Consider the following 24,302-nt stretch of genomic DNA (forward strand, 5'->3'; position numbering starts at 1 on the left):
AGAGGACGCGACATGCTGAGCGAAGGGCGGCGCCGTCAGCGTGTCGCGTCCTCTCGACATAGCCGTGGGGTCGCTCGACGGGCGGTCTTGAGGAAATTCCCAGACGGCGCGTAACCCCCCGTCCGGGCCGTCGTTGTCTGGGTGGTGTGGCTGGAGACCCACCCCCGGCTCGTCTCCAGCCACACCGCCCGAACTCGGTTGGCGGGGGGCAGGGGGCCCCGTCAACCGTTCTTGTGTCCGCGGGGACACGGCCCCCATCATCACGGGTCCCGCGTTGGAAGCCGGGGTCAGGTCAGCAGTTCAGCAGTTGTAGCCCGTAGCCCGTAGCCAACAGCCCAGGCCCGGGCGACGCCGGGTCAGCCGCCGAAGGTGGGCGCGGTGTCGGTCGCCGGCACGGCGGCGGCCTCCTGCGCAGCCGGGCCGTACCGGGCGACCGCGGGACGCGCAGCCGGCACCGGCTCCACCCGCCGGTACCCCTCGTCCTGCGGCGGTCGCGGGTCGGCCCCACCCTTCACCGGCCAGAACGACATCGCCCGCTCCGCCTGCGCGGTGATCGTCAGCGACGGGTTGACCCCGAGGTTCGCCGACACGGCCGACCCGTCGACGACGTGCAGGTCCGGGTAGCCCCACACGCGCTGGTACCCGTCGAGCACCCCCCGCTGCGGGCTCGACCCGATCGTCACCCCACCGAGGAAGTGCGCGGTCAGCGGGATGTCCGCCACCTCGCCGAGGCTGCTGCCGGCGAACGTCCGCAGCCCGGTCGCCTCGCCGAGCCGCCGCGCGAGGACCTGCATCGCCTCCTGGCCCTCGGGGATGAAGGTCGGGTTCGGCTCGCCGTGCCCCTGCCGGGACGTCAGCCCCCACCCGCCGAGCAGCCCGCGCCGGCCGCTGACCTGCAGCGAGTTGTCCTTCGACTGCATCACAAGGCCGATGACCGTGCGCTCGCTCCAGCGGCGCACCGAGAACGACCGCACGAACACGACCGGGTGCTTCGCCGCCTCGACGAGGAACTGCACGGGTCTGGGCAGCCGGCCACCCGGCACGAGGATCGTCGCCAGCAGCCCCATCGCGTTCGAGCCCGGCCCGTAACGGCAGTTCTCGACGTGGGTGTCGGCGGTCGGGTGGAACGAGGACGTGATGGCCACCCCGCGCGAGAGGTTCGCGCCGTCCGGGACCCGCTCGGTCATGGCGCCGTTGAGCGCCTCGGAGTTCGTCCGGGTCAGGTGCCCCAACCGCTCCGACAGCCGCGGCAGCACCTGCTCGCGCCGCATCCGGTGCAGCAGCTTCTGGGTGCCCCACGTGCCGGCCGCGAGCACGACCTGCTCCGCCGTGACGGTATGCCGCGTGCGCCGCGACCACGCGCCCGTCGCCTCGTGCGTCACGGCATACCCGCCGTCCGGCAGCGGCTCGACGCGGACGACGGTGCGCAGCGGCTCGACGGTGACCCCGAGCCCCTCGGCGAGCGCGAGGTAGTTCTTGACCAGGGTGTTCTTCGCCCCGACCCGGCAGCCGACCATGCAGTTGCCGCACTGGGTGCAGCCCGTCCGCTCGGGCCCGGCCCCGCCGAAGTAGGGGTCCGGCACCCGGCGCCCCGGCATGCCGTAGAAGACACCGGTCGGCGTCTTGCGGAAGGTGTCCTCGACGCCGAGGTCGCGCGCGGTGAGCCGCATGACCTGCTCGACGACGCCGTCGCACGGGTTCTCGACCACGCCGAGCATCCGGCTCGCGGTCTCGTAGTGCGGTGCCAGCTCGGCCTGCCAGTCGGTGACGTCGGCCCACTGCCGGTCGGCGAAGAACTCGGCCGGCGGGACGTAGAGGGTGTTGGCGTAGTTGAGCGACCCGCCGCCCACCCCGGCCCCCGCGAGGATCATCACGTCGGGCAGCCGGTGGACGCGCTGCACGCCGAAGCAGCCGAGCCGCGGCGCCCACAGGTAGCGGCGCAGGTCCCACGAGGTCTTCGCGAAGTCCTCGTCGGCGAAGCGGCGCCCGGACTCCAGGACGTGCACCCGGTAGCCCTTCTCGGCCAGCCGCAGCGCGGTCACGGACCCGCCGAAGCCGGACCCGACGACGACCACGTCGTGGTCGAAGGTGGCGTCGCCACCGGCCCCGTCGTGCCGCCTGCCCGCCGTGTCGCGGGCCGAGCCGTTCGCGCTCACCGGCGACCGACCGCCTTGAGGGTGCGCAGCGCCGACGTCATGACGCGCACGTAGGTCTCCTGCGACATCCCGAACGCCGGCGCGATCGGCAGGCCGTACTGGACGGTGACGTTCTGGGACTCGGTGTACTTGAGGATGCCCTCGGCCCCGTGCCGCCGCCCGACGCCGGACTCCTTCATCCCGCCCATCGGGCTGGCGACGCTGCCCCAGGCCGCGGCATACCCCTCGTTGACGTTGACCGTGCCGGCGTGGATCGCGGTCGCGACGCGCTTGGCCCGCGCGACGTCGCGGCTCCACACCGAGGCGTTGAGGCCGTAGTCGGTGTCGTTCGCGAGCCGGATCGCCTCCTCGTCGCTGCCGACGCGGTAGAGCGACACGACCGGCCCGAAGGTCTCGTCGTCGCGCAGGTCCATCGCGCTGGTCACGCCCTCGAGGACGGTGGGCTCGTAGAAGTAGGGCCCCAGGTCCGGCCGGGGCCGGCCACCGGCGAGCACCCGCGCGCCCTTGGCCCTGGCGTCGTCGACGTGTGCGGTGACCCGCTCGATCTGCGCCTGCGAGACCAGTGAGCCCATGTCGGGGCCGTACGCGAGGTCGGCGCCGAGCCGCATCCCCTTGACCTTGGCCACGAACCGGCGGGTGAACTCGTCGGCCACCGCGTCGTGGACCGCCAGCCGCTCCACCGAGATGCACAGCTGGCCGCCCGAGGAGAAGCACGCCCGCACGGCGCCGTCGACCGCGCGGTCGAGGTCGGCGTCCTCCGCGACGTACATCGTGTTCTTGCCGCCGAGCTCGAGGGAGTAGCCCACCAGTCGCGCCGCGACCGACTCCGCGACGGCCCGGCCGGTCGAGGTCGAGCCGGTGTAGCAGACGTAGTCGGTGAGGTCGACGACCGCCTGCCCCACCGTGGGCCCGTCGCCGAGGACGACCTGGAGCACCGACTCGGGCAGCCCGGCCTCGGTGAGCAGCTGCACCGCCTGCAGCGCGGTGAGCGACGCCTGCAGGTCCGGGCGCAGCACCACGGCGTTGCCGGCCATGAGCGCCGGGATGGCGTCGGTGATGGCCAGGCTGAGCGGGTAGTTCCACGGGCTGACGACGCCCACCACCCCGCGCGGGTGGTGGTGCACGGTGCTCTGGGTGAGGACCGGGAACAGCCCGGGGCGCCGGCGTGGGCGCAGGTAGGCGGCGGCCGACCGGGCGTAGTGCCGCGCGACGATCGCGACGTCGGCGACCTCCTCGAACGCCTGGGTGCGGGTCTTGCCGGACTCGAGCTGGACGATGTCGAGCAGCTCGACCTGCCGCTCGAGCACGAGGTCGTGGTAGCGCAGGAAGATCCGCTGCCGCACCTCCATCGGCGTCCGCTGCCACGCCCGCTGCGCGGCCCGCGCGTGGTCGACGGCCACGGCGACGTCCTCGCGGGTCGACAGCGGGAGGGTCGCGAGCGGCGCCCCGGTCAGCGGCGTCCGGCTGCGGTGCTCGGCCGCCCGCGGTGCCGAGACCACGCGCCGCGCGAGCCGGCGCACCAGCGCCGGGTCCACGGCATACGTCGCGGTCGGGTCGGTCTCGGGATCGGCGATGAGGTCCGGAGCCATGGCGCCCAGCCTAGGTCCGCGACCGGCAACTTACCAGCGGTCAGTTACGCGACCTGGACCACAGGCCCGGGAACCGCACGCCACCCCCTCACCGCGGGCGGTGACCGGTGAACGCCACCACCTGCTGGAACGTCGGGCGGTTCTGCCAGTCGATCGGGCGCACCCCCACCACGCCGGCCGTCGTCGAGCGGATGTCGTCCTGCGTCTTGTCGTAGGTCAGCTCGTCGACCGTCGCCACCTTCTCGGCGGCGAGGGCGCGGTCGACGGCGTCCGCCAGCGAGGTGCGCAGCGTCGCGCGGCACGCCTCGAGCACGCCGTCGCCGCAGTAGACGACGTGGTGCGGCGTCGGCAGCGACTCGCCCGCGAGCTGGCGCAGGTCCTGGTTGACGTAGCCGTACCAGGCGATCCCGTTCCAGCTCGACCCCAGTCCCTGTCGCGGGTGGTCGTCGACGGGCTGGGGCAGCTCGTCGGTCAGGGTCTGGCCGAGCCGGCCGCCGAGCACGTCCTTGGCGACGGCGTTGCCACCGCTCTCCCACCACTCGTCGAAGATCCGGATGGCCTGCTCGTGCGCGTAGTGGCCGGTGCGGGCCCGGTCGACGCGGTGCGCGCCGTCGTCGAGCCAGGCCTGGAGCAGCTGCCGGGCGCGGGCGGTGGCCGGGTCGTCGCCGATGGTCCGCAGGAGGTACGGCAGGGTGTACGCGGCGCGGCTGTCGACGGTGGCGGCGTCCGCCACGATGCCGGTGAGCCGCCCGATGTCGACCTTCCGGCCGCCGGCGACGGCGGCCCTGACCCGGTCCTCGAGCGCCAGGCTGCGGTACACCGTGCCGTAGCCCCACACGTTGTCCGCGGCGGACCACCCCGGGGCCGGCTTGTTGTTCCACGACACGAAGTAGCCGCGCGCGGGGTCCACCTGCTGCGGGTGGGCGGCGGCAGGCAGCCAGCCGGACCAGTCGTACCGCGCGTCGCCCCACCGCGGCAGGTCGAAGTCCGTCCCTGCCGCCCGGACCGGGAGCCGCCCCGAGGAGAAGTACGCGATGTCCCGGTCGTCGGTGTAGAACCAGTTGAAGGTGTAGTCGATCGCGCCGGCCGCCGCCGTGAAGCTCGCGGCGTCGTGGACGACGCCGGGGTCGTTGAAGCGCGCGAAGCCCGCGAGCGAGTCGACCTCGTGGTGGTAGGTGCTGCGCTGGGTCACGATCGCGACGGGCACCCCGCGCACGGTCGTCCGGAGCTGCACGATGCCGTGGTCGCTGCGCAGGACGAGGTAGGAGTAGCGCTTCGGCGCGGTGGTCGACCCCGCGCTCGGCAGCCCCAGGTAGGAGTGGTCGTACCGCTCCAGGGGGACGCACCGCCCGTCCCGGACGTATGCCGTGGAGCCCACCGTCGCGGGCGAGCCGTCGGTGTTGCACAGCCGCTCGGCCACGGTGTCGACGAGGTCGTTCGAGGCACTCGTGGCCGACCAGGCGTAGTCGACGCCCCGACCGAGCTGGACCACGAGGTTGGTCGCGGCGAACGAGACGCCGCGGGCGTGCAGGCCCGGCCCGTCGAGCACCTCCTCGGTCAGCAGCTGCGGCGTGTAGTAACCCGTCTGCGGACCGAAGACCGTGACCGGGTGGCCGGTCGTCGAGTGCTGGGCCCCCACGACGAGGGCGTTGGACATGCCGTGGCTGACGATCGGGACGTCGATCCGCCCGAGCGGGGTGTCCATGCCGAGGTCGTGCGCGGGGCCGCCGGGCAGGAGGGGGGTCGTCCCGCCGGGGAGCGTGGTGCCGTCCAGGGGCGCACCCGTCCCCGGGGCCTGAGCCCCGTGCACGTCGGGGAGTGCCACGCCGGGCCGGCTCTCGTCGACGGCTCCCCCGCCGTAGGGGAAGGTCGTCTCCGCGGTCGTGGGCGCCCCGGCGTTGTCCTTCTCGCGCAGGTCGGTGTAGATCCGGCGCCCCTCGTCGGCCCCGAACCGGGACTGCAGCTGCTGGAGCCAGATCGCGTTCTGGTACTCGCTGCCGCCGCCCTTGCCGAAGATGCCGCCGACGAGGGAGGCGACGTAGGTGACGTCGGCCCGGGTCCACGGCTGCGGCGTCTTGCCGAGGGCCGCGTACTCCGCCGGGCAGGACGGACCGGTCGGGAGCCCTCCCGGGCACAGCTGGTCCTGGGCGGCGTTGATGCCGGCGATGAACGCGTCGGCGCCGGCCGCCAGCCGGCGGCCCTCCGCGCCGTAGCGCTGGGGCAGGTTCGCGACCTGGGCGGCGGCCTCCTGCTCGGTGTAGAACGCCGAGCGCAGCTGCTCCCGGTCCATCTCCAGGTTGCCCGGCGTCGCGCCCGCGAACTCGGCGAGCCGGGCCCGGCCGGCGTGCCGCAGTACGTCCATGAGGAACATCCGGTCCTTGGTGCCGGCATACCCGGCGCCCCACATCGTGTCGTCGCGGGTCGCGCCCTTGATGTACGGCACCCCGTGCGAGTCCCAGCGGATGGAGACGCCCGGCTTGGGGGTGGCGCTGCGCACGACCGTGTCGGGGGTGAAGGACTCGCGCTTGTAGTAGCTGCCGATGTCGGCCGTGGTGATCGAGGCCGGGTCGCGCCGGTTGAGGGCGTCGTACATCTCGAGCTGGTCGGCGAAGCCGGGGGGCGCGTTCCGACCGTCGACGGCCACCCGGTCGGGGTCGCCCGCGGTGACCTTCACCAGGTCGGCGGCGGTCACCGTGCCGGACTGGCCGGGCGGCAGGATGTTCCAGAGCGACCCGTAGCCGTCGGGGCCGGCAGCCTGGGCGGGCGTCCCCAGCGCCACCACCACGAGGGCTGCGGTACCGGCACCCACGGCCGCCACGGCCCCCCGGAGCGGGACCCACCTCCCCCGGAGCGGGATCCACCTCTCCCGCACCGGGTCCACGAACCTCGCCGTGCTGAACCTGACGCGCATGCCCGGACCTCCGTCACCGCCGCTGGTGTGCGGCCTGACAACGACGACGCGCCGCGGAGGTTACGCGGAGTAAGGAAGGGGGTCGACGAGCAGGACGCGCCGGCCGGTTCAGCCCTGAGGGCTCGGCCCTGCCGGTTCAGCCCTGAGGGCTCGGCCCTGCCGGCTCAGCGCTGCCGGGTCAGCGCTGCCGGGTCAGCTCTGCTGGTACGGGGCGACGACGACCTCGACGCGCTGGAACTCCTTGACGTCGGAGTACCCGGTCGTGGCCATGGCCCGCCGCAGCGCACCCACGAGGTTGGTCGTGCCGTCGGCGACCCGGCCGGGGCCGAAGAGGATCTGCTCGAGCGAGGCGACCGCCCCGACCTCGACCCGCGACCCGCGCGGCAGCTCCTGGTGGTGCGCCTCGGGACCCCAGTGCAGGCCGCGGCCGGGGGCGTCGGTGGCCCGGGCCAGCGCCGCACCGAGCATGACCGCGTCGGCGCCGCAGGCGATCGCCTTGACGATGTCGCCACTCGTGCCGACGCCGCCGTCCGCGATGACGTGGACGTACCGGCCGCCGGACTCGTCGAGGTAGTCACGGCGGGCCGCGGCGACGTCGGCGATGGCGCTGGCCATCGGGGCGTGGATGCCGAGGGTGCGGCGGGTCGTGTGCGCGGCACCGCCGCCGAAGCCGACGAGGACGCCGGCCGCACCGGTGCGCATGAGGTGCAGTGCGGCCGTGTACGACGCCGCGCCGCCGACGATGACGGGCACGTCGAGCTCGTAGATGAACCGCTTGAGGTTGAGCGGCTCGGCGCGGCCGGAGACGTGCTCGGCGCTCACGGTCGTGCCGCGGATGACGAACAGGTCGACCCCGGCGTCGACGACCGTCTTCCAGAACTGCTGGGTCCGCTGCGGGCTGAGCGCGCCGGCGACGGTGACGCCCGCCTCGCGGACCTCGCGCAGTCGGTGGGCGATGAGCTCCGGCTGGATCTCCGGTGCGTACAGCTCCTGCATCCGGGCCGTGGCCGACGCCGGGTCGAGCGTGGCGATCTCGGCGAGCACCGGAGCCGGGTCCTCGTAACGCGTCCACAGGCCCTCGAGGTCGAGGACGGGCAGCCCACCCAGGCGGCCGAGCGCGATCGCAGACTCGGGCGACATCACCGAGTCCATCGGGGCGCCCATGACGGGGATGTCGAAGTGGTAGGCGTCGATCTGCCAGCCGACCGAGACCTCCTCGGGGTCGCGCGTGCGGCGCGAGGGCACCACGGCGATGTCGTCGAAGGAGTAGGCCCGGCGGCCGCGCTTGCCGCGTCCGATCTCGATCTCAGTCACCGCGCAAGGCTATCGGCCGGACGGGGCACGGCCGAACGCGCGGGACGCACGGCACCCCGTCGCCGGGTGAGGGGTGCCGACGACGGGGCGCCTGGGGACGCCGTACCGCGCAACCGCACGGTGCGGCGAAACCATGGTGCTCCCCTGCTCGACCCGAGGGGGACGGGCCGTACTGCGAGGGTAGGCGCGCGCCGCGCCGGCCCGGATCACCCCAAAGGCGTACGCGTCTCCGGCACCCCGTCTGGACGCGACAGGCCGGCGCTCGTGGCGCCGGCCGGTCAGCGGGCCCGCCGACCGGCCGGTTGCCCAGCAGGCCGCGGGTCAGCGGGTCAGCGGCCGCCGTAGTTGGGCGCCTCGACCGTCATCTGGATGTCGTGGGGGTGCGACTCCTTGAGCCCGGCGGAGGTGATGCGCACGAACTGGCCGCGGGCCTTGAGCTCGGGGATGGTGCGTGCGCCCACGTAGAACATCGACTGCCCCAGGCCGCCGATGAGCTGGTGCACGACGTTGCCGAGCGGCCCGCGGTAGGCGACCTGGCCCTCGATGCCCTCGGCGATGATCTTGTCGTCGCTGCTGACGTCGGCCTGGAAGTAGCGGTCCTTGGAGTAGGACTTCTTGCCGCGCGAGGCCATCGCGCCGAGCGAGCCCATCCCGCGGTAGGACTTGAACTGCTTGCCGTTGACGAAGATCAGGTCGCCGGGCGACTCCTCGCAGCCCGCCAGCAGCGAGCCGAGCATGACCGTGTCCGCCCCGGCGACGATGGCCTTGGCGATGTCGCCGGAGTACTGCAGGCCGCCGTCGCCGATGACCGGCACGCCGGCCGCCCGGCAGGCCAGCGACGCGTCGTAGATCGCCGTGACCTGCGGGACACCGACGCCCGCGACGACGCGGGTCGTGCAGATCGAGCCCGGACCGACGCCGACCTTGACCGCGTCCACGCCGGCGTCCACCAGCGCCTGCGCACCGGCGCGGGTCGCGACGTTGCCGCCGATCACCTGCACGTGCCGCATCGCCGGGTCGGCCTTGAGCCGCCGGACCATCTCGAGCATCAGCCGGGCGTGGCCGTTGGCGGTGTCGGCCACGAGCACGTCGACCCCGGCCTCGACGAGTCGGGTCGCCCGCTCCCACGCGTCGCCGAAGAAGCCGATCGCGGCGCCGACCAGCAGCCGGCCGTGGTCGTCCTTGCTGGCGTCCGGGAACTGCTCGGACTTCACGAAGTCCTTGACGGTGATGAGCCCGGCGAGACGGCCCTCGTCGTCGACCAGCGGCAGCCGCTCACGCTTGTGCTGGCGCAGCAGGGCGGTGGCGTCCTCGCGGGAGATGCCGACCCGGCCCGTGACCAGGGGCATCGGCGTCATGACGTCGCGCACCAGCGTGGTCTGCCACTCGGCCACCGGGGTGAACCGCAGGTCGCGGTTGGTGATCATGCCGAGCAGGTGGTTGCCCTCGTCGACGACGGGCAGGCCCGAGACGCGGTACTCACCGCAGCGGCGGTCGAGGTCCTCGAGGGTCGCGTCGGGGCCGATGGTGACGGGGTTGCTGATCATGCCCGTCTGGGTCCGCTTCACGAGGTCGACCTGGTAGGCCTGGTCCTCGATCGAGAGGTTGCGGTGCAGGATGCCGATGCCGCCCTGGCGGGCCATCGCGATCGCCATCCGTGACTCGGTCACGGTGTCCATCGCGGCCGACACCAACGGGATCCGCAGTGAGATCTCCCGGGTCAGCCGCGCGGTGGTGTCCACGTCCGACGGGACGACGTCGGTCTCGTTGGGCAGCAGCAGGACGTCGTCGTAGGTGAGTCCCAGCTTGGCGAACGGGTCGTGGCCCTCGTCGACGGCGCCCGGCTCGGCGGCCGCAGCGGCCTCGTGAGCGGTCAGGTCGGGCAGGCGGTCGTCGACACCAAGGCTCATTGCCCAATCGTAAACCGGCCCTGCGGGCCCCCGTGCGCGGCGTCCTGTCCAGCATGCGGGACCCCACCGCCGTCCCCCGCACGGCTTGAACAAGTCCATACCCTTCGCGACCTGTCGGGCCCCCTCCCCGGGCGGTAGCGTCCGAGACGTGCGGCAGCGTGCCGCGGGAGAGCAGGACGACATGGCTGAGTTGTCACGGCTACCTGGACCCGTAGCCGACCTGTGGGAGTGGCAGCTGGAGGGCTCCTGCCGCCAGAGCAACCCCGACGTCTTCTTCCACCCCGAGGGCGAGCGTGGCCCCGCCCGCCGGTCCCGGGACTCCGAGGCCAAACAGGTCTGCCTCGGCTGCCCGGTCCTGGCCCAGTGCCGCGAGCACGCGCTGCGCGTCCGGGAGCCGTACGGCGTGTGGGGCGCGATGACCGAGGACGAGCGCGAGGCGCACTACGCCGGGCACGCGGCCCCCGCGGCCAGCTGACCCTCCTAGACTCGGGGTCGTGAGCCTGCTCGAGATCCCGATCCGTGACGAGTCCATCCGGCTCGGCCAGCTGCTCAAGCTCGCCGGCGTGGTCGAGGACGGCGCCATGGCCCGCGCGGTGGTCGAGAACGGCGAGGTGCTCCTCGACGGGGCCGTGTGCCTGCGCCGCGGCACCCAGGTGCGCCCCGGCCAGACCGTGGAGTATGCCGGTGAGGCCATCCAGGTGGTCCGGCCCGCCTAGCGGTAGGACACGTCCAGCCCCGTGCTGACCATCGCGGCCGACGCGGGGCCGAGCCGGAGCCACTCGCGGCGGTCGAAGTCGACGCCGAGCTGGTCGGGGCACGCGCCGGCGAGGTCGAGGACCCGGCCGGTCGTGGTCCGCGCCCGGAGGACGAACAGCCCGTTCGTCCCGCGACACGGGGGTCGGGGTGCGCGGGTGGAACCGTGCGTCGCGAGCTCGGCGTCGAGCTGCGCCACCTGCGACTGCGCCAGCACCAGTCGCGTGACTGGGCGCATCCTCGGGACCCGGCCGCCGACCGGCAGCGGGTGCAGGCACAGGGTCGCGAGGTCGAAGCGCGTACCGCGCTGCACCGGGGTGGCCGCCCCCACGACGGGCTGCGGGTCGAAGACCGGCGGGCAGGTGAGGAAGCCGTCGTCCCAGCGCGGCTGCGCGCGGACGGTGTCCTGCTCCGCCTCGGCGCGGTAGAAGCTGTCGAGCGCCGGCCAGCCGTTGCAGCGCAGGCCCTCGTTCGCGTAGGTCGCCACGTGCCCGTCGGACGACTCGACGAGGACCCGGAAGGCAGGACCCTGGGGGACCTGCCCGCAGCCCGAGCCGGCGTCCCGTCGGGCCAGCACCACCATCGCGAGGGCGCGGGCGTCGGTCACCGGCTGCGACGGTGGCAGGTAGCCGGTCCAGACCGAGTCCTCGTCGGTCCGGGCACACACCACGATCCCGACCACCGGGTTGCCCGGCGTCCCGAGGCCCGACACCGGCGGCACGGCAGGCGCGTCCTGGCGGCGCACGCAGTCGGACGAGCCCAGTGCCGTGGTTGAGGGCCTGGGGACCGAGGGAGCGGGGGGTCTGGGGACCGACGGGGCGGGCGGCCCGAGGTGCGGCACGGCCACGGAGACAGCCAGGGCGGCGGCCCCCACCAGGACCACGGCCGCACCGGCCCACCCCGTGAGCCGGCGCGCCCGCGAGGGCCCCCGGGCCACGGGTGCCCGGGCGAGCCCGTCGAGCGCCGGGGCAGCGGGGGCCAACCGGTCCAGGGCGGCGACGAGGGCCTGCTCGTCACGCCCCGTCGCCACGACGAGGGAGCGCACCGCGGCGTCGCGCCTGCGGCGCGCGGTCGGCACGGGTTCGTCGAAGGCGGCAGCGAGCCGGCCGTCGCCGAGCCCGTCGAACAGCGAGAGGACCACCCTGGCGCGGTCGGCCCGGGAGAGGCGGAGCAGGGCGTCGAGCACCTGCCGGTCACCGTGGAGGCTCGGGGTGCTCCGTGCGCCCTCGGGCGCCCGGGGGCCCTGGGGCGCCCGGTGGCCCTGGGGCGCCCGAGCGCCGGCGTCCCGGCGGGCATCCGCGTCGAGGCTCGGGCTCCTCCCCGCCGCCTCGCGGCCCCCGCCACCGGCGTCACGGCGCGGCCGCGCCTCCCCGCGCCGCTGGAGGTACAGCCCGACGAGCTCGCGCCGCAGCTCGGCGTCGTAGGACCCCGCACCGACCTCGGCGAGGTGCCGCCACCGCGGCCACGCCCGCGCCAGGGTCGCGGCCACCAGCCGGCGCGCGCCGTCCTCGCTGCCCGTGAGGAGCCAGCCGGTGCGCAGCAGGTCCACGCCGCGGGCCTCGAGGTACTCCACGAAACCCGGCGCCGACGCGTACCGCTCCATGCCGACCACCTCGCCGGTGGCACCGCCCGGCCCTGGGCACGGGCCGGCTGCGGCACCTCCTCCAGCGTGGCACACCGCTCCCCACGGGTCAGGTGGCCAGGCGCAGCTCCTCGGGCCGGGTCGCGGCGCGCAGGGTGACGAGGGAGAGCAGGGTGGTCAGGGTCACGAGCCCCACCGAGCCCACGACCAGCACCCCGAGGGCCAGCCATGGCATCGGCGCCCCCGGCAGGTCGTCCCCGCCGGAGGACCGCAGGCCGGCGAACCACCACGTCGCCACGGCCACCGAGACCGCGGTCGCCACGAGCACCATGGGGACGAGCGGGGCGAGGACCTCGACCAGGGTCGCCCGCACCAGCACCGACCGCGGGGTGCCGGCGGCCACGAGACCCGCCAGGGCCCGGCGCCGCGAGACGAGGGCCTCGGCCTGCAGGACGAGCAGGCCGGCGCACGAGAGCACCAGCCCGACCCCCACCACGCCGTACACGAGGTCGTAGGACTGGGTGAAGAAGGACAGCTGGTCGTTGTCGATCACGCCGTTCCCCGCGTTCTCCGCGTTCTGCTCGGTCACGGCCACGAGCGTGGCGGAGCGCAGGACCGCCGCCGCCCCGCCCGCCACCACCGCGAGGATGACGGAGGCGGTGACCTTGCTCGCGGCGTAGGGGTGGGCGAGGAGCCGGCGGCCGGCCACCAGGCCGGCCACCCCCCGCGCCCGGGCGGTCAGCAGGCGCCCGGCCATCAGGGCCATCGAGGCCGAGCCCCAGAGGAGCCCGACCAGGGCCAGCGCGATGGAGCACCAGAGCGCCAGGGACGCCGGGAGCGGCCCGAGGCTGCGCAGGGGACCGTAGAGGAACGAGGACAGCACGACTCCTGCGCACCCCACCACCAGCGAGACGGCGGGGAGGACCGCCGGGACCCGCGTCTTCTGCGCCACCACCACCCCGAACGGGGTGAGCGCCACCCGGCGCAGCGCGAGGACGGACAGCAGGGTGCCGGCCACGGGCACCACGGCGAGCGCGAGGAGGACGGCGAGCGGGTGCAGGGCCACGTCCGTCGGCCACACCCGGGGCCCTGCGCCACCTCCCTGACCCGGCGCGCCCCAGTCGTACCGGGACCGGTCCAGGACCACCCTCAGGAGCAGGAAGACGCCCCCGCCCAGCACGGAGCCTGCCGCGGCGGCGAGGCCGGTCTCGAGGGCGACGACCCACCGCACGTCGGCGGGCGAGGCACCGGCGAGGCGCAGGGCCGCGAGCCGGCGGTCCCGCTCCGGCGAGCCCAGGCGCGAGCTCACGCCGGTGAAGACCATGACGGGCAGGACGAGCAGCAGCAGGGCCGTGACCACGCCCCCGCGGAGCCCGGACTCGTTGAGCACCCGCACCCGGTAGAAGGCCGTGCCGTCCCCGCGGATGGCCAGCACGGTCACCACGAGCAGGAGCAGGACCGCCGTCGCGGCCGCGCCCAGGGCGGTGCAGACGATGCGCAGCCGGTCCGAGCGGCCGCCCACGGCGGCGAACCGCAGCCGCTCGCGGCCGGTCACGGACGGCCTGCCGAGGACCCGTGGCCGCTGGTGCCGGGGCGCCGGGGCGCGCCGGGCCCCGCTGGCGGGGAGGACGCCGCGGCCTCGGCCGCAGATGGGGACGCGGACGCGACGCCGACCTCGACGGGCCCGGCGTGGAGGTCGGCCGACCCGTCCCCGTCGCCGACCAGCACACCGTCGCGCATCTCGACCTCGCGGTCGCCGTACGCCGCCACCGTGTGGTCGTGGGTCACGAGCACCACGGTCGTGCCCTGGTCCCGGGCGGTCTCGACGAGGGCTGTCATCACCGCCTCACCGGTCAGCGAGTCCAGCGCCCCGGTCGGCTCGTCCGCGAAGACGACGGCCGGCTCGGCCACCAGGGCCCGGGCGACCGCCACGAGCTGGGTCTGGCCGCCGGACATGTGGCGCGGCCGCGCCCCGGCGAGCTCACCCACGCCGAACCGCTCCAACCACGAGCGCGCGACGGACTCGGCCGACGCGCGCGGTGTCCCGCCGAGGAGCAGGGGCAGGGCGACGTTGTCGAGGCCCGTGAGCTCGCCGACGAGCTGCCCGTACTGGAACAGCACCCCGAACTCCTGCCGGCGCAGTGCGGACCGCTCCCGCTCGCTGGCCGCGCTGACGACCCGGTCGCCCCACCGCACCTCACCCTCGTCGGGGGTCAGCACCCCCGACAGGCACAGCAGCAGGGTCGACTTGCCCGAGCCGGACCGGCCGGTCACGGCGAGCACCTCCCCCGGCCGGACGGTGAGGTCGACGCCGCGCAGGGCGGCCGTCCTTCCGTAGTCGCGCCGCACCCCGGTGGCGCTCAGCACAGCCGTCATTCCCCCAGCTCCTTCGTCAGTGTCCCCATGCGGTCCTGCGCGGCGGTCATCCACCGCAGGTCTGCGTCGAGGTGGGCCAGCGCGTAGTCGGCGGCCAGCACCGCGTGCACGCCCCCGGTGCCACGCGTCTTGACCGTCGTGAGCTCGCGCATCCGGGCCAGGTGGGCCGCGCGCTGCGCCCGCAGGAAGGCCCGGGCCCCCACCTCGTCCCCCAGCAGCAGCGCGAGGGTCACCTTGGTGGCGAACGGGTTCGCGACCGGCCCCGGCTCGTCCGCCGCGGCCAGCCACGCGTGCAGCTCGGCCCGGCCCTCGTCGGTGATCTCGTACACGGTGCGGTCGGGGCCGTCGACCCGCTGCACCGCCGCCGAGCGGACGAGCCCGCGACGGTGCAGCCGGTCGAGCGTCGAGTAGACCACCCCGAAGGCGATCGGCCTGGCCTGCGGGAACCGCTCGTCGTGGTCCCGCTTCAGGTCGTAGCCGTGCCGCTGCCCCCTGCTCAGCAGCCCCAACAGCACGTGACCCGTCGACACCGCGCTCACTATTCACCACATGAATAGTCGCGTCAAGCACGTCGCAGCGCCCTCGCACGGCGCACCACGGCACGGCGAAGGCCCGCCCCCACCGGAGTGGGGACGGGCCTTGCGAACCGCGGAGGCGGCTGGCTCAGTGGCCGTGACCGTGCCCGTGACCGCCTGCGGCCTCGGGCTCCTCCTCCTTCTTCTCCACGACGAGCGTGTCGGTGGTCAGGACCATCGACGCGATCGAGGCGGCGTTGCGCAGGGCAGAGCGGGTGACCTTGACCGGGTCGATGACGCCGGCCTTGACCAGGTCGACGTACTCGCCGGTCGCGGCGTTGAGGCCGTTGCCGACCTCGAGCTCGCGCACCTTGGAGACGGCGACGTAGCCCTCCATGCCGGCGTTCTCGGCGATCCAGCGCAGCGGCTCGGCCGCGGCCTTGGCCACGATCGCGGCGCCGACCTTCTCGTCGTCCTCGAGGCCGAGGCCCTCGATGACCGAGGAGGCGTGGACGAGGGCGGAGCCGCCACCGGCGACGATGCCCTCCTCGATGGCCGCGCGGGTCGCCGAGATGGCGTCCTCGATGCGGTGCTTCTTCTCCTTGAGCTCCACCTCGGTGTGGGCACCCACCTTGATGACGCAGACGCCACCGGCGAGCTTGGCGAGGCGCTCCTGGAGCTTCTCGCGGTCCCAGTCGGAGTCGGTGCGCTCGATCTCGGCCTTGATCTGGTTGACCCGGCCGGTGACGTCGTCGCTCGAGCCGGCGCCGTCGATGATCGTGGTGTTGTCCTTGGTGACGACGACGCGGCGGGCCTGGCCCAGCACGTCGAGGTCGGCCTGGTCGAGCTTGAGGCCGACCTCCTCGGAGATGACCTGGCCGCCCGTGAGGACCGCCATGTCCTGCAGCATCGCCTTGCGGCGGTCGCCGAAGCCGGGCGCCTTGACCGCGACGACGTTGAACGTGCCGCGGATCTTGTTGACCACCAGGGTCGACAGCGCCTCGCCGTCGATGTCCTCGGCGATGATCAGCAGCGGCTTGCCGCTCTTGACGACCTTCTCCAGCACCGGCAGGACGTCGGCGATCGCGGAGATCTTGCCCTGGTTGATGAGGACGTAGGCGTCCTCGATCACGGCCTCCATGCGCTCGGCGTCGGAGATGAAGTAGGGCGAGATGTAGCCCTTGTCGAACTGCATGCCCTCGGTGAACTCGAGCTCGGTCGTCGCGGTCGAGGACTCCTCGACGGTGATGACGCCGTCCTTGCCGACCTTGTCGAACGCGTCGGCGATGGTCGAGCCGATGGTCTGGTCCTGCGCGGAGAGCGCGGCGACCTGGGCGATCTCGTCCTTGCCCTCGATCTCGCGGGCGACCTTGAGCAGCTGGTCGGACACGGCCTCGACGGCCTTGTCGATCCCGCGCTTGAGGCCGGACGGGGCGGCACCCGCGGCGACGTTGCGCAGGCCCTCCTTGACCATCGCCTGGGCGAGCACGGTGGCGGTCGTGGTGCCGTCACCCGCGACGTCGTTGGTCTTGGTGGCGACCTCCTTGGCGAGCTGGGCGCCAAGGTTCTCGTAGGGGTCCTCCAGCTCGACCTCGCGGGCGATGGTGACACCGTCGTTCGTGATCGTGGGGGCGCCCCACTTCTTGTCGATGACGACGTTGCGGCCCTTGGGGCCGAGCGTCACCTTGACGGCGTTCGCGAGCGCGTCGACACCGCGCTCGAGCGACTTGCGAGCGGAGTCGTTGAACTCCAGCGTCTTTGCCATGAAAGTCCTTCGTTCTCAGTGAAGTTCGGCGGTATGCCGGGCTGCCGGCATACGGGGGAAGGGTGCGTTGCGCACAACGCAGCACGCCCCGCGCGCGACCCCAGCGGGGCCCGCCGGGGCGTGCTGTGTGTGGTGCGTCGTCAGCCGACGACGGCGAGGACGTCGCGCGCGGAGAGGATGAGGTACTCCTCGCCGCCGTGCTTGATCTCGGTGCCGCCGTACTTGCTGTAGATCACGCGGTCGCCGACGTTGACGTCGAGCGGGACGCGGTTGCCGTGGTCGTCGATGCGACCCGGACCGATCGCGAGGACCTCGCCCTCCTGGGGCTTCTCCTTCGCGGTGTCCGGGATGACGAGGCCGGACGCGGTGGTCTGCTCGGCCTCGACGCTCTTGACGACGATGCGGTCTTCGAGCGGCTTGATGGAAACCGACACGATGGTGACCTCCCCTTCGGGAATGTCGGAGTGGACGGGTGGATGCTGTGCGGTCGCAGTCGTCAGGCCGCCGTCGCGGGGATCGGCCGGGCTCCTGCGTTAGCACTCGGCGAACCGGAGTGCCAACGGCAAATCTAGGCACCCGGTTAGCACTCGGTCAACTCGAGTGCCAACACCCGGCCCGGCGTCCGCCGTGGGCGCAAGGGGCGCGGCGAAACCCGGTTGCGGCGCGGTGGCCCCGACGAGCAGGGTCGTCGCCGTGACCGACCCCCTGAGCACGACGTCCCCGAGCAGCTCCGCCCCCCGCGCCGCCGCGCTGCTGCGCGCCTACGACGAGCAGCTCCGGGTCGAGGTCACCTCGGCCACAGCGGTCGAGCGGATCGGCCCGCTCGCCTGCGCCACCTACCTCGGGGGCAGAGGCTTCATCACGTACCGCAGCCTCGACACCGCCGGCATGCCCGCGGACGAGCAGCGGGTCCGAGAGCTCGTGGACGCGGCCCTCGCCCACTACGAGGCGGACCCGTCGATCGCCCGGGTCGAGTGGAAGACGCGGGGCCACGACCACGCGCCCGGCCTGCACGAGGCGCTCCTGGCCCGGGGCTTCGTCCCCGACGAGCCCGAGTCGGTCATGGTCGGCGAGGCCCGCCTGCTGGCGTACGACGTCGACCTCCCCGAGGGAGTCGTGGTCCGCCAGGTCACGGACGAGGACGACGCCCGCCGGATGCTCGCCATGCAGGCCGAGGTGTTCGGCGACTCCCCCGAGTTCGCGGCCGAGATCGAGGAGCAGGTGCTCCACCGGCTCCGGTCACGCGACGACATGGAGCTGTGGGTCGCCGAGGCCGGCGGCGAGGTCGTGAGCGCCGGTCGGCTCGAGCCGGTCGAGGGCACCGACTTCGCGGGGATCTGGGGCGGGGCGACCCGGCCGCAGTGGCGCGGTCGGGGCATCTACCGGGCACTGACCTCGGCCCGCGCCCGCTCGGCCCTGCGCCACGGCAAGCGCTACGTGAACAGCGACTCGACCGAGTTCTCCCGTCCCATCCTCGAGCGGTCCGGGCTGGTCAAGGTCACCACCACGACCCCGTACGAGTGGCGCCGCGACCGCTGACCCACCGCCCCCCGCGCCGTACGGGACAATGCCCCGCATGGACCTGGCCCTGCTGCGACGGCTCACCACGGGTGAGGGGTGGGGCCTGCTGCAGTCGCTCCCGCCCTACGACGAGACACAGGCCCTGTCCCTGCAGGACCGCCTGCGCGGTGTCGGGTTCGAGGCCGACCTCGTCGCGGCCGCGCTCAACCAGTCCCGTCTGCGGGCGCGCGCCGTCGACAAGTTCGGCGAGTTCGCCCAGGGGATGGTCCTCACCTCCGACGGGCTGGAGCAGGCGACCCGGCTGACCGTGGCGGCCCGGCACGCCCATCGGTTCCGGCAGGCCGGCATCCACACGGTCCACGACCTCGGCTGCGGCATCGGCGCCGACGCCATGGCGATCGCAGGGCTCGACCTGCGGGTCCGGGCCATCGACGCCGACGAGGTCACCGCGGCGATCGCGGCGGTGAACCTGCGGCACTGGCCCGAGTCCACGGCGGTCCACGGCCGCGTCGAGGAGTTCGTCCCGCCGGCGGGCGAGGGTGCGCGCGGCGTGGGCGCCTGGCTGGACCCCGCCCGGCGTACGCCCGGGGTCGCCGACGTGCGCGGGCGCACCCGCCGGGTGTTCGGGCTGGACTCGATGACCCCGAGCTGGGAGCAGGTGCTGGAGATCGCGCGGGCCCTGCCCGCCACCGGCGTGAAGCTGGCGCCGGCCTTCCCGCACCACGCCCTGCCGTCCGGGGCGGAGGCGCAGTGGACCTCGCTGTCCGGCGAGGTCCTGGAGTGCGCCGTCTGGTTCGGCCCGCTCGTGCGGGCGGCCGGTCGCACCGCAGCCGTGCTGCGCCCCGGGGCCGCGCCCGCCGTCGTGACCGAGGCCGACGCCCCCGAGCACGAACGGGTCGCGTCGCTGGGAGCGGTGGGCTCGTGGCTCTACGAGCCGGACCGGGCCGTGCTCCGGGCCGGGCTGGTGGGAGCCGTGGCCGCGGCGGTCGACGGGTGCGAGCTCGACGAGGGGGTGGGCTACGTCAGCGCCGACCGCGCCGAGGACGTCCCCTTCGCCCGCCGCTTCGTCGTCGTCGAGGCGATGCCGTTCAACGTCAAGGCGCTGCGGGGCTGGCTGCGCGACCACGGCCACGACCGGCTCACGGTCAAGAAGCGAGGGGTGTCGGTCGACGCCGACCTGCTGCGGCGCCAGCTCCGGCTGCCGGCCAAGGGCTCGTCGGAGGCGACGGTCGTGCTCACGAGGGTCCGCAGCAACCAGGTCGCGCTGGTGGTCCGACCCGCCTGAGCCGCTCGGGACTCAGGAGGCCGCCGGCACCTCCGTCCGCCCGTCCGTCCGCCCGTCCGTCCTCGTTCCGTCCACAGGCGCGGCACGGTTCCGGGCGTGTCCACAGCGACTCGCCGTGACCTCTTTGTGACCTGAGGCAGGCTTCGCTACGGTGACCGCTGGTCCCCCCGCCAACCAGGAACCCCCTCCCTCATGCCCCTCGAGCACACCCGCCGCTCCGGCCGCCACCGCGCTCCCGCGGCGCCGCGGCCGCTGCCGAGACCGCTGCTCCTCGCGGTGCTGCGGCCGACCCGCGCCGGCCTCGTCAAGACGGCCGGTGGCCTGCTCGCCGCGGCCGGCGTCCTCAGCGCCTGGACCGGCCCGATCACCGCGTCGCCGGTCTTCTCCCTCGCCGACTCACCGCGCCCGGTGGCGGCGACCACGGTCCGCGCCCCCGACACCGCGCTGGCCGGGAGCCGGACCTACGGCGTCATCGGCTTCACCGCCACGCCGCGCCGGGGTGCGAGCCCGTCGACGTCGGCGGGGGCCGACCGAACGGACCAGGCCGCCTCCCGCGGCATCCGGCGGACCGGACTGCGCGGCGAGCTCGGCCTCACGCAGGACGGCCTCGTCGTGCTCAACGCGATCCGCGACAACTTCCCCCAGATCCACTCCTACGGCGGCTTCCGCGCCGGCGACATGGACCACGGCACCGGCAACGCGGTCGACGCGATGGTCGGCTCGCGGGCCCAGGGCGACGCGGTCGCGGCGTACGTCATGCAGCACGCCGGGGAGCTGAACGTGAAGTACATCATCTGGTACCAGCGCATCTGGTACCCCAGCAGCGGCACCTGGAAGGCGATGTCCGACCGGGGCAGCCCCACCGCGAACCACATGGACCACGTCCACGTCTCGGTGAACTGACCCGCGCCTCAGAGCTCCGGGTCGGGCTGCGCGCCGAGCCGCCGCACGGCGTCGGCCCCGGCTTCCGCGGCGCGCGCCACGGCGTCCGCGCGGTCGGCACCGTCGGCGAGCGCCGCCGCCAGCGCACCGCAGAAGGCGTCACCGGCGCCGGTCGTGTCGACCACCTCGCCCGGCGGCACCGCCACCCCGTCGAACCGCACGCCGTCCCACGAGCACCCGGCCGCGCCGAACGTCACCAGGAGCGAGCCCGGCAGCACGTCGCCGTCCGCGAGCAGCATCGCCTCGTGTTCGTTGACGACGACCGGGTCGGCCAGCGCGGCCACGTCGTGCGGCAGGGCGGCATACGGCGCCGCGTTGACGACCACGCGCACCCCGCGGGCGGCCGCCGTCCGCACTGCGGCGGCGACGACGTCGAGCGGCACCTCGAGCTGCACGAGCAGGACGTCACCGGCACCCCAGCCGTCGAGGTCCGGCGCCGCGGCGCGGGCGTTGGCACCCGGCACGACGACGATCGCGTTCTCCCCCTGCGGGTCCACGGCGACCCACGCCTGGCCGGTCGCGACTCCCGGCACCACCGCGACGGGCGTCACGTCGACGCCGTGGGCGCGCAGGCGCTCGAGGTATGCCGCGCCGCCGGCGTCGTCGCCGACCGCCCCCGCCATGGTGACGCGGGCGCCGGCCGCGGCGGCCGCCACCGCCTGGTTGCCGCCCTTGCCACCGGCGAACCGGCGCACGTCCGGGTCCGCCAGGACGGTCTCGCCCGGCCGGGGGTGCCGGTCGACGGCGGCGACGAGGTCGACGTTGAGCGAGCCCAGGACGAGGACGCGACCCATCAGGAGAGCCCGCCCATGACGGTGTCGAACCACAGGGTGGCGTAGCGCCGGGCGTCGACCTCGAGGCACACGTCGATGCTCGCGCGGGCGCGGCCGTGCGGGTCGTGGGTCAGGTCGCCGCTCCAGTCGCGACGGTCGACGATGGTGCGTCCCCGCGACCACGTGCCCGCGAGCTCGACCCGGACGGGCAGCGTGGCCCGGGTGACCCCGCCCGGTTCGATGACCGCGCAGACCGCCCCCGCGTCGCCGATCGTCGCGGCGTCGGAGCCGAACCGGTCGCACTGGAACGAGACGAGCCGCGCGGCGAGGTCGGCCCCGTCCCCGCCCGCGGCGTCGAGCAGCGGCTGCACGGCAGACCGGGAGATCCGTGGCTCGTAGAAGACGTCGAGACCGTACATGGTGACGGCCACGCCGAGGTCGGCGCAGGCGTCGAGCACGATCGCCGCCGCCTCCGGGTCGTGGAAGACGTTGAACTCCGCGGACGCGGTGGCGTTGCCCTCCGAGGCCGCACCGCCCATGAAGACGATCTCGCGGATGCCGGCGGCGACGGCGGGGTAGGTGCGCAGCAGGAGCGCGATGTTGGTCAGCGGCGCCAGCGGCACGAGGGTCACGCGCCGGGCAGGGTCACGGGTCGCGGCCGCGTCGAGGAGGACGTCCCGCAGCAGCTCGACGGCGTGCCGGGGGTCCGGGCGGCGGGTCGACCGGGGCCAGTCGAGGTCGCCCATCCCGTCGTCGCCGTGGACGTGCCGGGCGTCGACGGGAGCCTCGAGCAGGGGCACGGCCGCGCCGGCAGCCACCGGCACGTCGGTGCGGCCGACGGTGTCGAGGACGGTCAGGGTGTTGGCGACGACGGCCTCGAGCGACGCGTTGCCCCCGACGCACGTCACCGCGCGGAGGTCGAGCGCGGGGTGCTGGGCTGCGAGCAGCAGGGCACACGCGTCGTCGACGCCGGTGTCCACGTCCAGCACCACCGGGAGAGCCATGCCGCGATCCTGCCAGAGGTCGCCGGCGCCGCTACCCGGTCGGGTCGACCCCGCACGCGCCGGGCACGAGGTCGGCGAGCAGGCTGCCGCCCGGTGAGTGGACACGCCCCACGACGGTCCCCCAAGGACGCGCCACCCGCACCTCGATGGGCGGGCCCTCGAAGGAGTCCCGGGCGGTGACGGCGTCGACGGCTCTCGCGCAGTCCCGGACCTCCAGCGCGAGCCGTACGTGGACCGAGGCTCCCGGGGACAGCCGGCTCCTGGCCGGCGAGGTCGAGGTCAGCGTCACCCCGGGGACGTCGGTCGCGGCGCCGACGACGGTCGCGGGCAGGATGCCGCGGTTGGTGAGGTCGAACTCGTACGTCGCCGTGTGCGTCGCCGGGTCGAACGAGCCCGCAGAGCCGTCGCCGCTCGCCAGGACCGGCGCGAACAGACCGCTCCCCCACACGAGCACCGCTCCCAGCAGCACCGCGAGGACGCCGGCCACGCTGCGCCGGAAGACCCTGCGCTCCGCCGCGCCCGGGTGCCCCTGCTGTGCGATCTGCTCCCACACCTCGTCGCTGACCCGCCCGCGGGTCGCCGCCTCAGTCATGCCGGTGAATGTATCACTGTATTGGCACATTGACACAGCGATCATCCTGCTGCGAGGCTGGTCCCATGTTCCGGGTGGGGGTGGCCGCCGTGGCGGCGCTGGTGGTGCTGGGCCTGATGGCGGCTGCCGTGCAGTCCGCACGCTCCCCCGTCCAGCGACGCACCCTGGAGACCTTCGCCCGCCGCCGGCTGCTGACGGTGACCGCCGACAACGGGGCGCTGTTGCTGCAGTCGCTGACCCTGACCCGGCGGTGGCGCACCCTCGGCCTGTGGACCGGCATCGCCTGCGGCTTCCTGTGGGCCGTGCGCGACGGGCGGGTGACGCTGAACTTCACGACGGCGTTCCTCGGCTGGTTCGTGGGCGCCGTGGTGGCCGAGTGGCGGATCGCCGGCCTGCCACGGCCGGCCGAGGGACCGCGGGCGGCCTCGCTCGAGCGGCGCACCGTCACGGCATACCTGCGCCGGGAGTCCGGCGCCCTGCTCGCCCTGGCGCTGCTCGTGCTGGTCGGGGCCTTCGTCGCCGTCCTGGTCCGGGCGCGCGACGCCACCGGCGCCGCGGCAGCGACCGGGCAGGCCGTCGCGTGGCTGGCCGCGGCGGTGCTCGGGCTGGCGGTGGTGGGCCTCACCCTGCGCAGGGTCGTGACCCGGCGCCAGCCGCCCGCGGCCGCCGAGCTCGTGGCCGCGGACGACGCCCTGCGTGCCCGGGCCGCCAACGTGCTCGCGGGGTCGGCGATCGCGGCGGCCGGGGTGCCCACGGCGAACCTGTTCACCCTCGTCGGCGACCTGCAGCCCCACGACACGAGCGGCCTGGCGTCCCTGGGTCTCGCGATCATGGTGCTGGAGCAGGTGGTGGGCTTCCTCGTCGCGACGACCACCAGTCCCGCACGCCGGCCGGCGCTGGACCCCGCGGTGTCGCCACGGTGATCATCGACGTCGACCCGCAGAGCGCGGTGCCGACCTACGAGCAGGTCAGGGCCCAGCTGGCCGCCATGGTCGTGTCCGGGTCCCTGCCGGAGGGCACCCGGTTGCCGAGCATCCGCCAGCTCGCCTCGGACCTCGACCTCGCCCCCGGGACCGTGGCGCGCGCGTACCGCGAGCTCGAGGCAGCCGGTCTCGTGAGCAGCCGGGTCCGCCACGGCACGGTCGTCCGGCCCGTGGCGAGGCCCACCAAGGCCGCCGGTCGCGCCCAGCTCGAGGAGGCCGCTCGCGGCTACGCCCTCACGGTGCTGCGCCTCGGCGGCACCGAGGACGACGCCGTCAGGGCCCTGCGCGAGCAGCTGCACGACCTCGGCCGCTGACACGGTTTTCGCGACCA

General features: G+C 74.3%; 21 protein-coding genes. 7 read left to right on the forward strand and 14 right to left on the reverse strand.

The window, feature by feature from the left end; all coding sequences use genetic code 11:
* Window positions 1-356: 356 nt before the first annotated feature.
* From ACYVDO_RS18080 to guaB, 5 genes are all read right to left on the reverse strand, one after another.
* Window positions 357-2,075 (reverse strand): GMC oxidoreductase, encoded by a 1,719-nt coding sequence (locus tag ACYVDO_RS18080; protein WP_460938615.1) that lies wholly within the window; start codon window positions 2,073-2,075, stop codon window positions 357-359.
* Between the two features lie 77 nt (window positions 2,076-2,152).
* Window positions 2,153-3,745, reverse strand: a complete 1,593-nt coding sequence (locus ACYVDO_RS18085) for a succinic semialdehyde dehydrogenase (RefSeq protein WP_460938480.1) — start codon at window positions 3,743-3,745, stop codon at window positions 2,153-2,155.
* 88 nt (window positions 3,746-3,833) lie between these two features.
* Window positions 3,834-6,554, reverse strand: coding sequence for a penicillin acylase family protein (locus ACYVDO_RS18090; protein ID WP_460938482.1), 2,721 nt, complete (start codon window positions 6,552-6,554; stop codon window positions 3,834-3,836).
* A 294-nt stretch (window positions 6,555-6,848) separates the two neighbouring features.
* Window positions 6,849-7,970 carry a GuaB3 family IMP dehydrogenase-related protein gene (locus ACYVDO_RS18095; protein WP_460938484.1) on the reverse strand — a complete coding sequence of 374 codons (1,122 nt, stop codon included), beginning with the start codon at window positions 7,968-7,970 and terminating at the stop codon, window positions 6,849-6,851.
* A 329-nt stretch (window positions 7,971-8,299) separates the two neighbouring features.
* Window positions 8,300-9,880 carry an IMP dehydrogenase gene (gene guaB, locus ACYVDO_RS18100; RefSeq protein ID WP_460938486.1) on the reverse strand — a complete coding sequence of 527 codons (1,581 nt, stop codon included), beginning with the start codon at window positions 9,878-9,880 and terminating at the stop codon, window positions 8,300-8,302.
* A gap of 181 nt (window positions 9,881-10,061) precedes the next feature.
* Between guaB and ACYVDO_RS18105 the strand changes: the two genes are divergently transcribed.
* Complete coding sequence (locus tag ACYVDO_RS18105; protein ID WP_460938488.1) at window positions 10,062-10,355, forward strand: WhiB family transcriptional regulator; 294 nt, start codon at window positions 10,062-10,064, stop codon at window positions 10,353-10,355.
* Window positions 10,356-10,374: 19 nt separating this feature from the next.
* A complete protein-coding gene (locus tag ACYVDO_RS18110) occupies window positions 10,375-10,596 on the forward strand; it encodes an RNA-binding S4 domain-containing protein (RefSeq protein WP_460938490.1) in 222 nt (73 codons plus the stop codon).
* Here ACYVDO_RS18110 and ACYVDO_RS18115 read toward each other — a convergent pair.
* The 6 genes from ACYVDO_RS18115 to groES all read right to left on the reverse strand — a co-directional run bounded on the left by ACYVDO_RS18115 (window position 10,593) and on the right by groES (window position 17,305).
* Window positions 10,593-12,236, reverse strand: a complete 1,644-nt coding sequence (locus ACYVDO_RS18115) for a SigE family RNA polymerase sigma factor (RefSeq protein WP_460938492.1) — start codon at window positions 12,234-12,236, stop codon at window positions 10,593-10,595. The two genes, ACYVDO_RS18110 and ACYVDO_RS18115, sit on opposite strands and share 4 nt — an antisense overlap.
* Before the next feature lie 88 nt (window positions 12,237-12,324).
* Entirely contained in the window at window positions 12,325-13,770 is a 1,446-nt protein-coding gene (locus ACYVDO_RS18120) for an FtsX-like permease family protein (protein ID WP_460938494.1), read from the reverse strand.
* Window positions 13,767-14,591 carry an ABC transporter ATP-binding protein gene (locus ACYVDO_RS18125; RefSeq protein WP_460938496.1) on the reverse strand — a complete coding sequence of 275 codons (825 nt, stop codon included), beginning with the start codon at window positions 14,589-14,591 and terminating at the stop codon, window positions 13,767-13,769. Before ACYVDO_RS18125 ends, ACYVDO_RS18120 begins: the two co-directional genes overlap by 4 nt.
* A complete protein-coding gene (locus tag ACYVDO_RS18130; protein ID WP_460938498.1) occupies window positions 14,588-15,121 on the reverse strand; it encodes a PadR family transcriptional regulator in 534 nt (177 codons plus the stop codon). The genes ACYVDO_RS18125 and ACYVDO_RS18130 overlap by 4 nt, the downstream gene beginning before the upstream one ends.
* A gap of 133 nt (window positions 15,122-15,254) precedes the next feature.
* Window positions 15,255-16,871, reverse strand: coding sequence for a chaperonin GroEL (groL, locus tag ACYVDO_RS18135; protein ID WP_460938500.1), 1,617 nt, complete (start codon window positions 16,869-16,871; stop codon window positions 15,255-15,257).
* Window positions 16,872-17,011: 140 nt separating this feature from the next.
* On the reverse strand, window positions 17,012-17,305 hold the full coding sequence (gene groES, locus ACYVDO_RS18140) for a co-chaperone GroES (protein WP_316006241.1): 294 nt from the start codon (window positions 17,303-17,305) through the stop codon (window positions 17,012-17,014).
* A gap of 259 nt (window positions 17,306-17,564) precedes the next feature.
* On the opposite strand from groES, the gene ACYVDO_RS18145 reads away from it, so the two are divergent.
* From ACYVDO_RS18145 to ACYVDO_RS18155, 3 genes are all read left to right on the forward strand, one after another.
* On the forward strand, window positions 17,565-18,410 hold the full coding sequence (locus ACYVDO_RS18145) for a GNAT family N-acetyltransferase (RefSeq protein WP_460938503.1): 846 nt from the start codon (window positions 17,565-17,567) through the stop codon (window positions 18,408-18,410).
* A gap of 37 nt (window positions 18,411-18,447) precedes the next feature.
* Window positions 18,448-19,677: a class I SAM-dependent methyltransferase gene (locus ACYVDO_RS18150; RefSeq protein WP_460938505.1), complete on the forward strand. Its 1,230-nt coding sequence runs from the start codon at window positions 18,448-18,450 to the stop codon at window positions 19,675-19,677.
* Between the two features lie 192 nt (window positions 19,678-19,869).
* Entirely contained in the window at window positions 19,870-20,580 is a 711-nt protein-coding gene (locus ACYVDO_RS18155; RefSeq protein ID WP_460938507.1) for a hypothetical protein, read from the forward strand.
* A gap of 8 nt (window positions 20,581-20,588) precedes the next feature.
* Here the strand turns inward: ACYVDO_RS18155 and ACYVDO_RS18160 are convergent, their stop codons facing one another.
* Genes ACYVDO_RS18160 through ACYVDO_RS18170 form a run of 3 tightly spaced genes read right to left on the reverse strand, consistent with a single transcriptional unit; the run spans window position 20,589 to window position 22,988 of the window.
* Entirely contained in the window at window positions 20,589-21,413 is an 825-nt protein-coding gene (locus tag ACYVDO_RS18160) for a PfkB family carbohydrate kinase (RefSeq protein ID WP_460938510.1), read from the reverse strand.
* Window positions 21,413-22,396 carry a nucleoside hydrolase gene (locus tag ACYVDO_RS18165; RefSeq protein ID WP_460938512.1) on the reverse strand — a complete coding sequence of 328 codons (984 nt, stop codon included), beginning with the start codon at window positions 22,394-22,396 and terminating at the stop codon, window positions 21,413-21,415. Before ACYVDO_RS18165 ends, ACYVDO_RS18160 begins: the two co-directional genes overlap by 1 nt.
* A 31-nt stretch (window positions 22,397-22,427) precedes the next feature.
* Complete coding sequence (locus ACYVDO_RS18170) at window positions 22,428-22,988, reverse strand: hypothetical protein (protein ID WP_460938514.1); 561 nt, start codon at window positions 22,986-22,988, stop codon at window positions 22,428-22,430.
* 65 nt (window positions 22,989-23,053) lie between these two features.
* Here ACYVDO_RS18170 and ACYVDO_RS18175 point away from each other — a divergent pair, with 65 nt between their 5' ends.
* Both ACYVDO_RS18175 and ACYVDO_RS18180 read left to right on the forward strand, forming a co-directional pair.
* Window positions 23,054-23,911 carry a hypothetical protein gene (locus ACYVDO_RS18175; RefSeq protein WP_460938516.1) on the forward strand — a complete coding sequence of 286 codons (858 nt, stop codon included), beginning with the start codon at window positions 23,054-23,056 and terminating at the stop codon, window positions 23,909-23,911.
* Complete coding sequence (locus ACYVDO_RS18180; RefSeq protein ID WP_460938518.1) at window positions 23,908-24,285, forward strand: GntR family transcriptional regulator; 378 nt, start codon at window positions 23,908-23,910, stop codon at window positions 24,283-24,285. The genes ACYVDO_RS18175 and ACYVDO_RS18180 overlap by 4 nt, the downstream gene beginning before the upstream one ends.
* Window positions 24,286-24,302: the final 17 nt, after the last annotated feature.

The sequence above is a fragment of the Phycicoccus ginsengisoli genome (genome assembly GCF_054779295.1).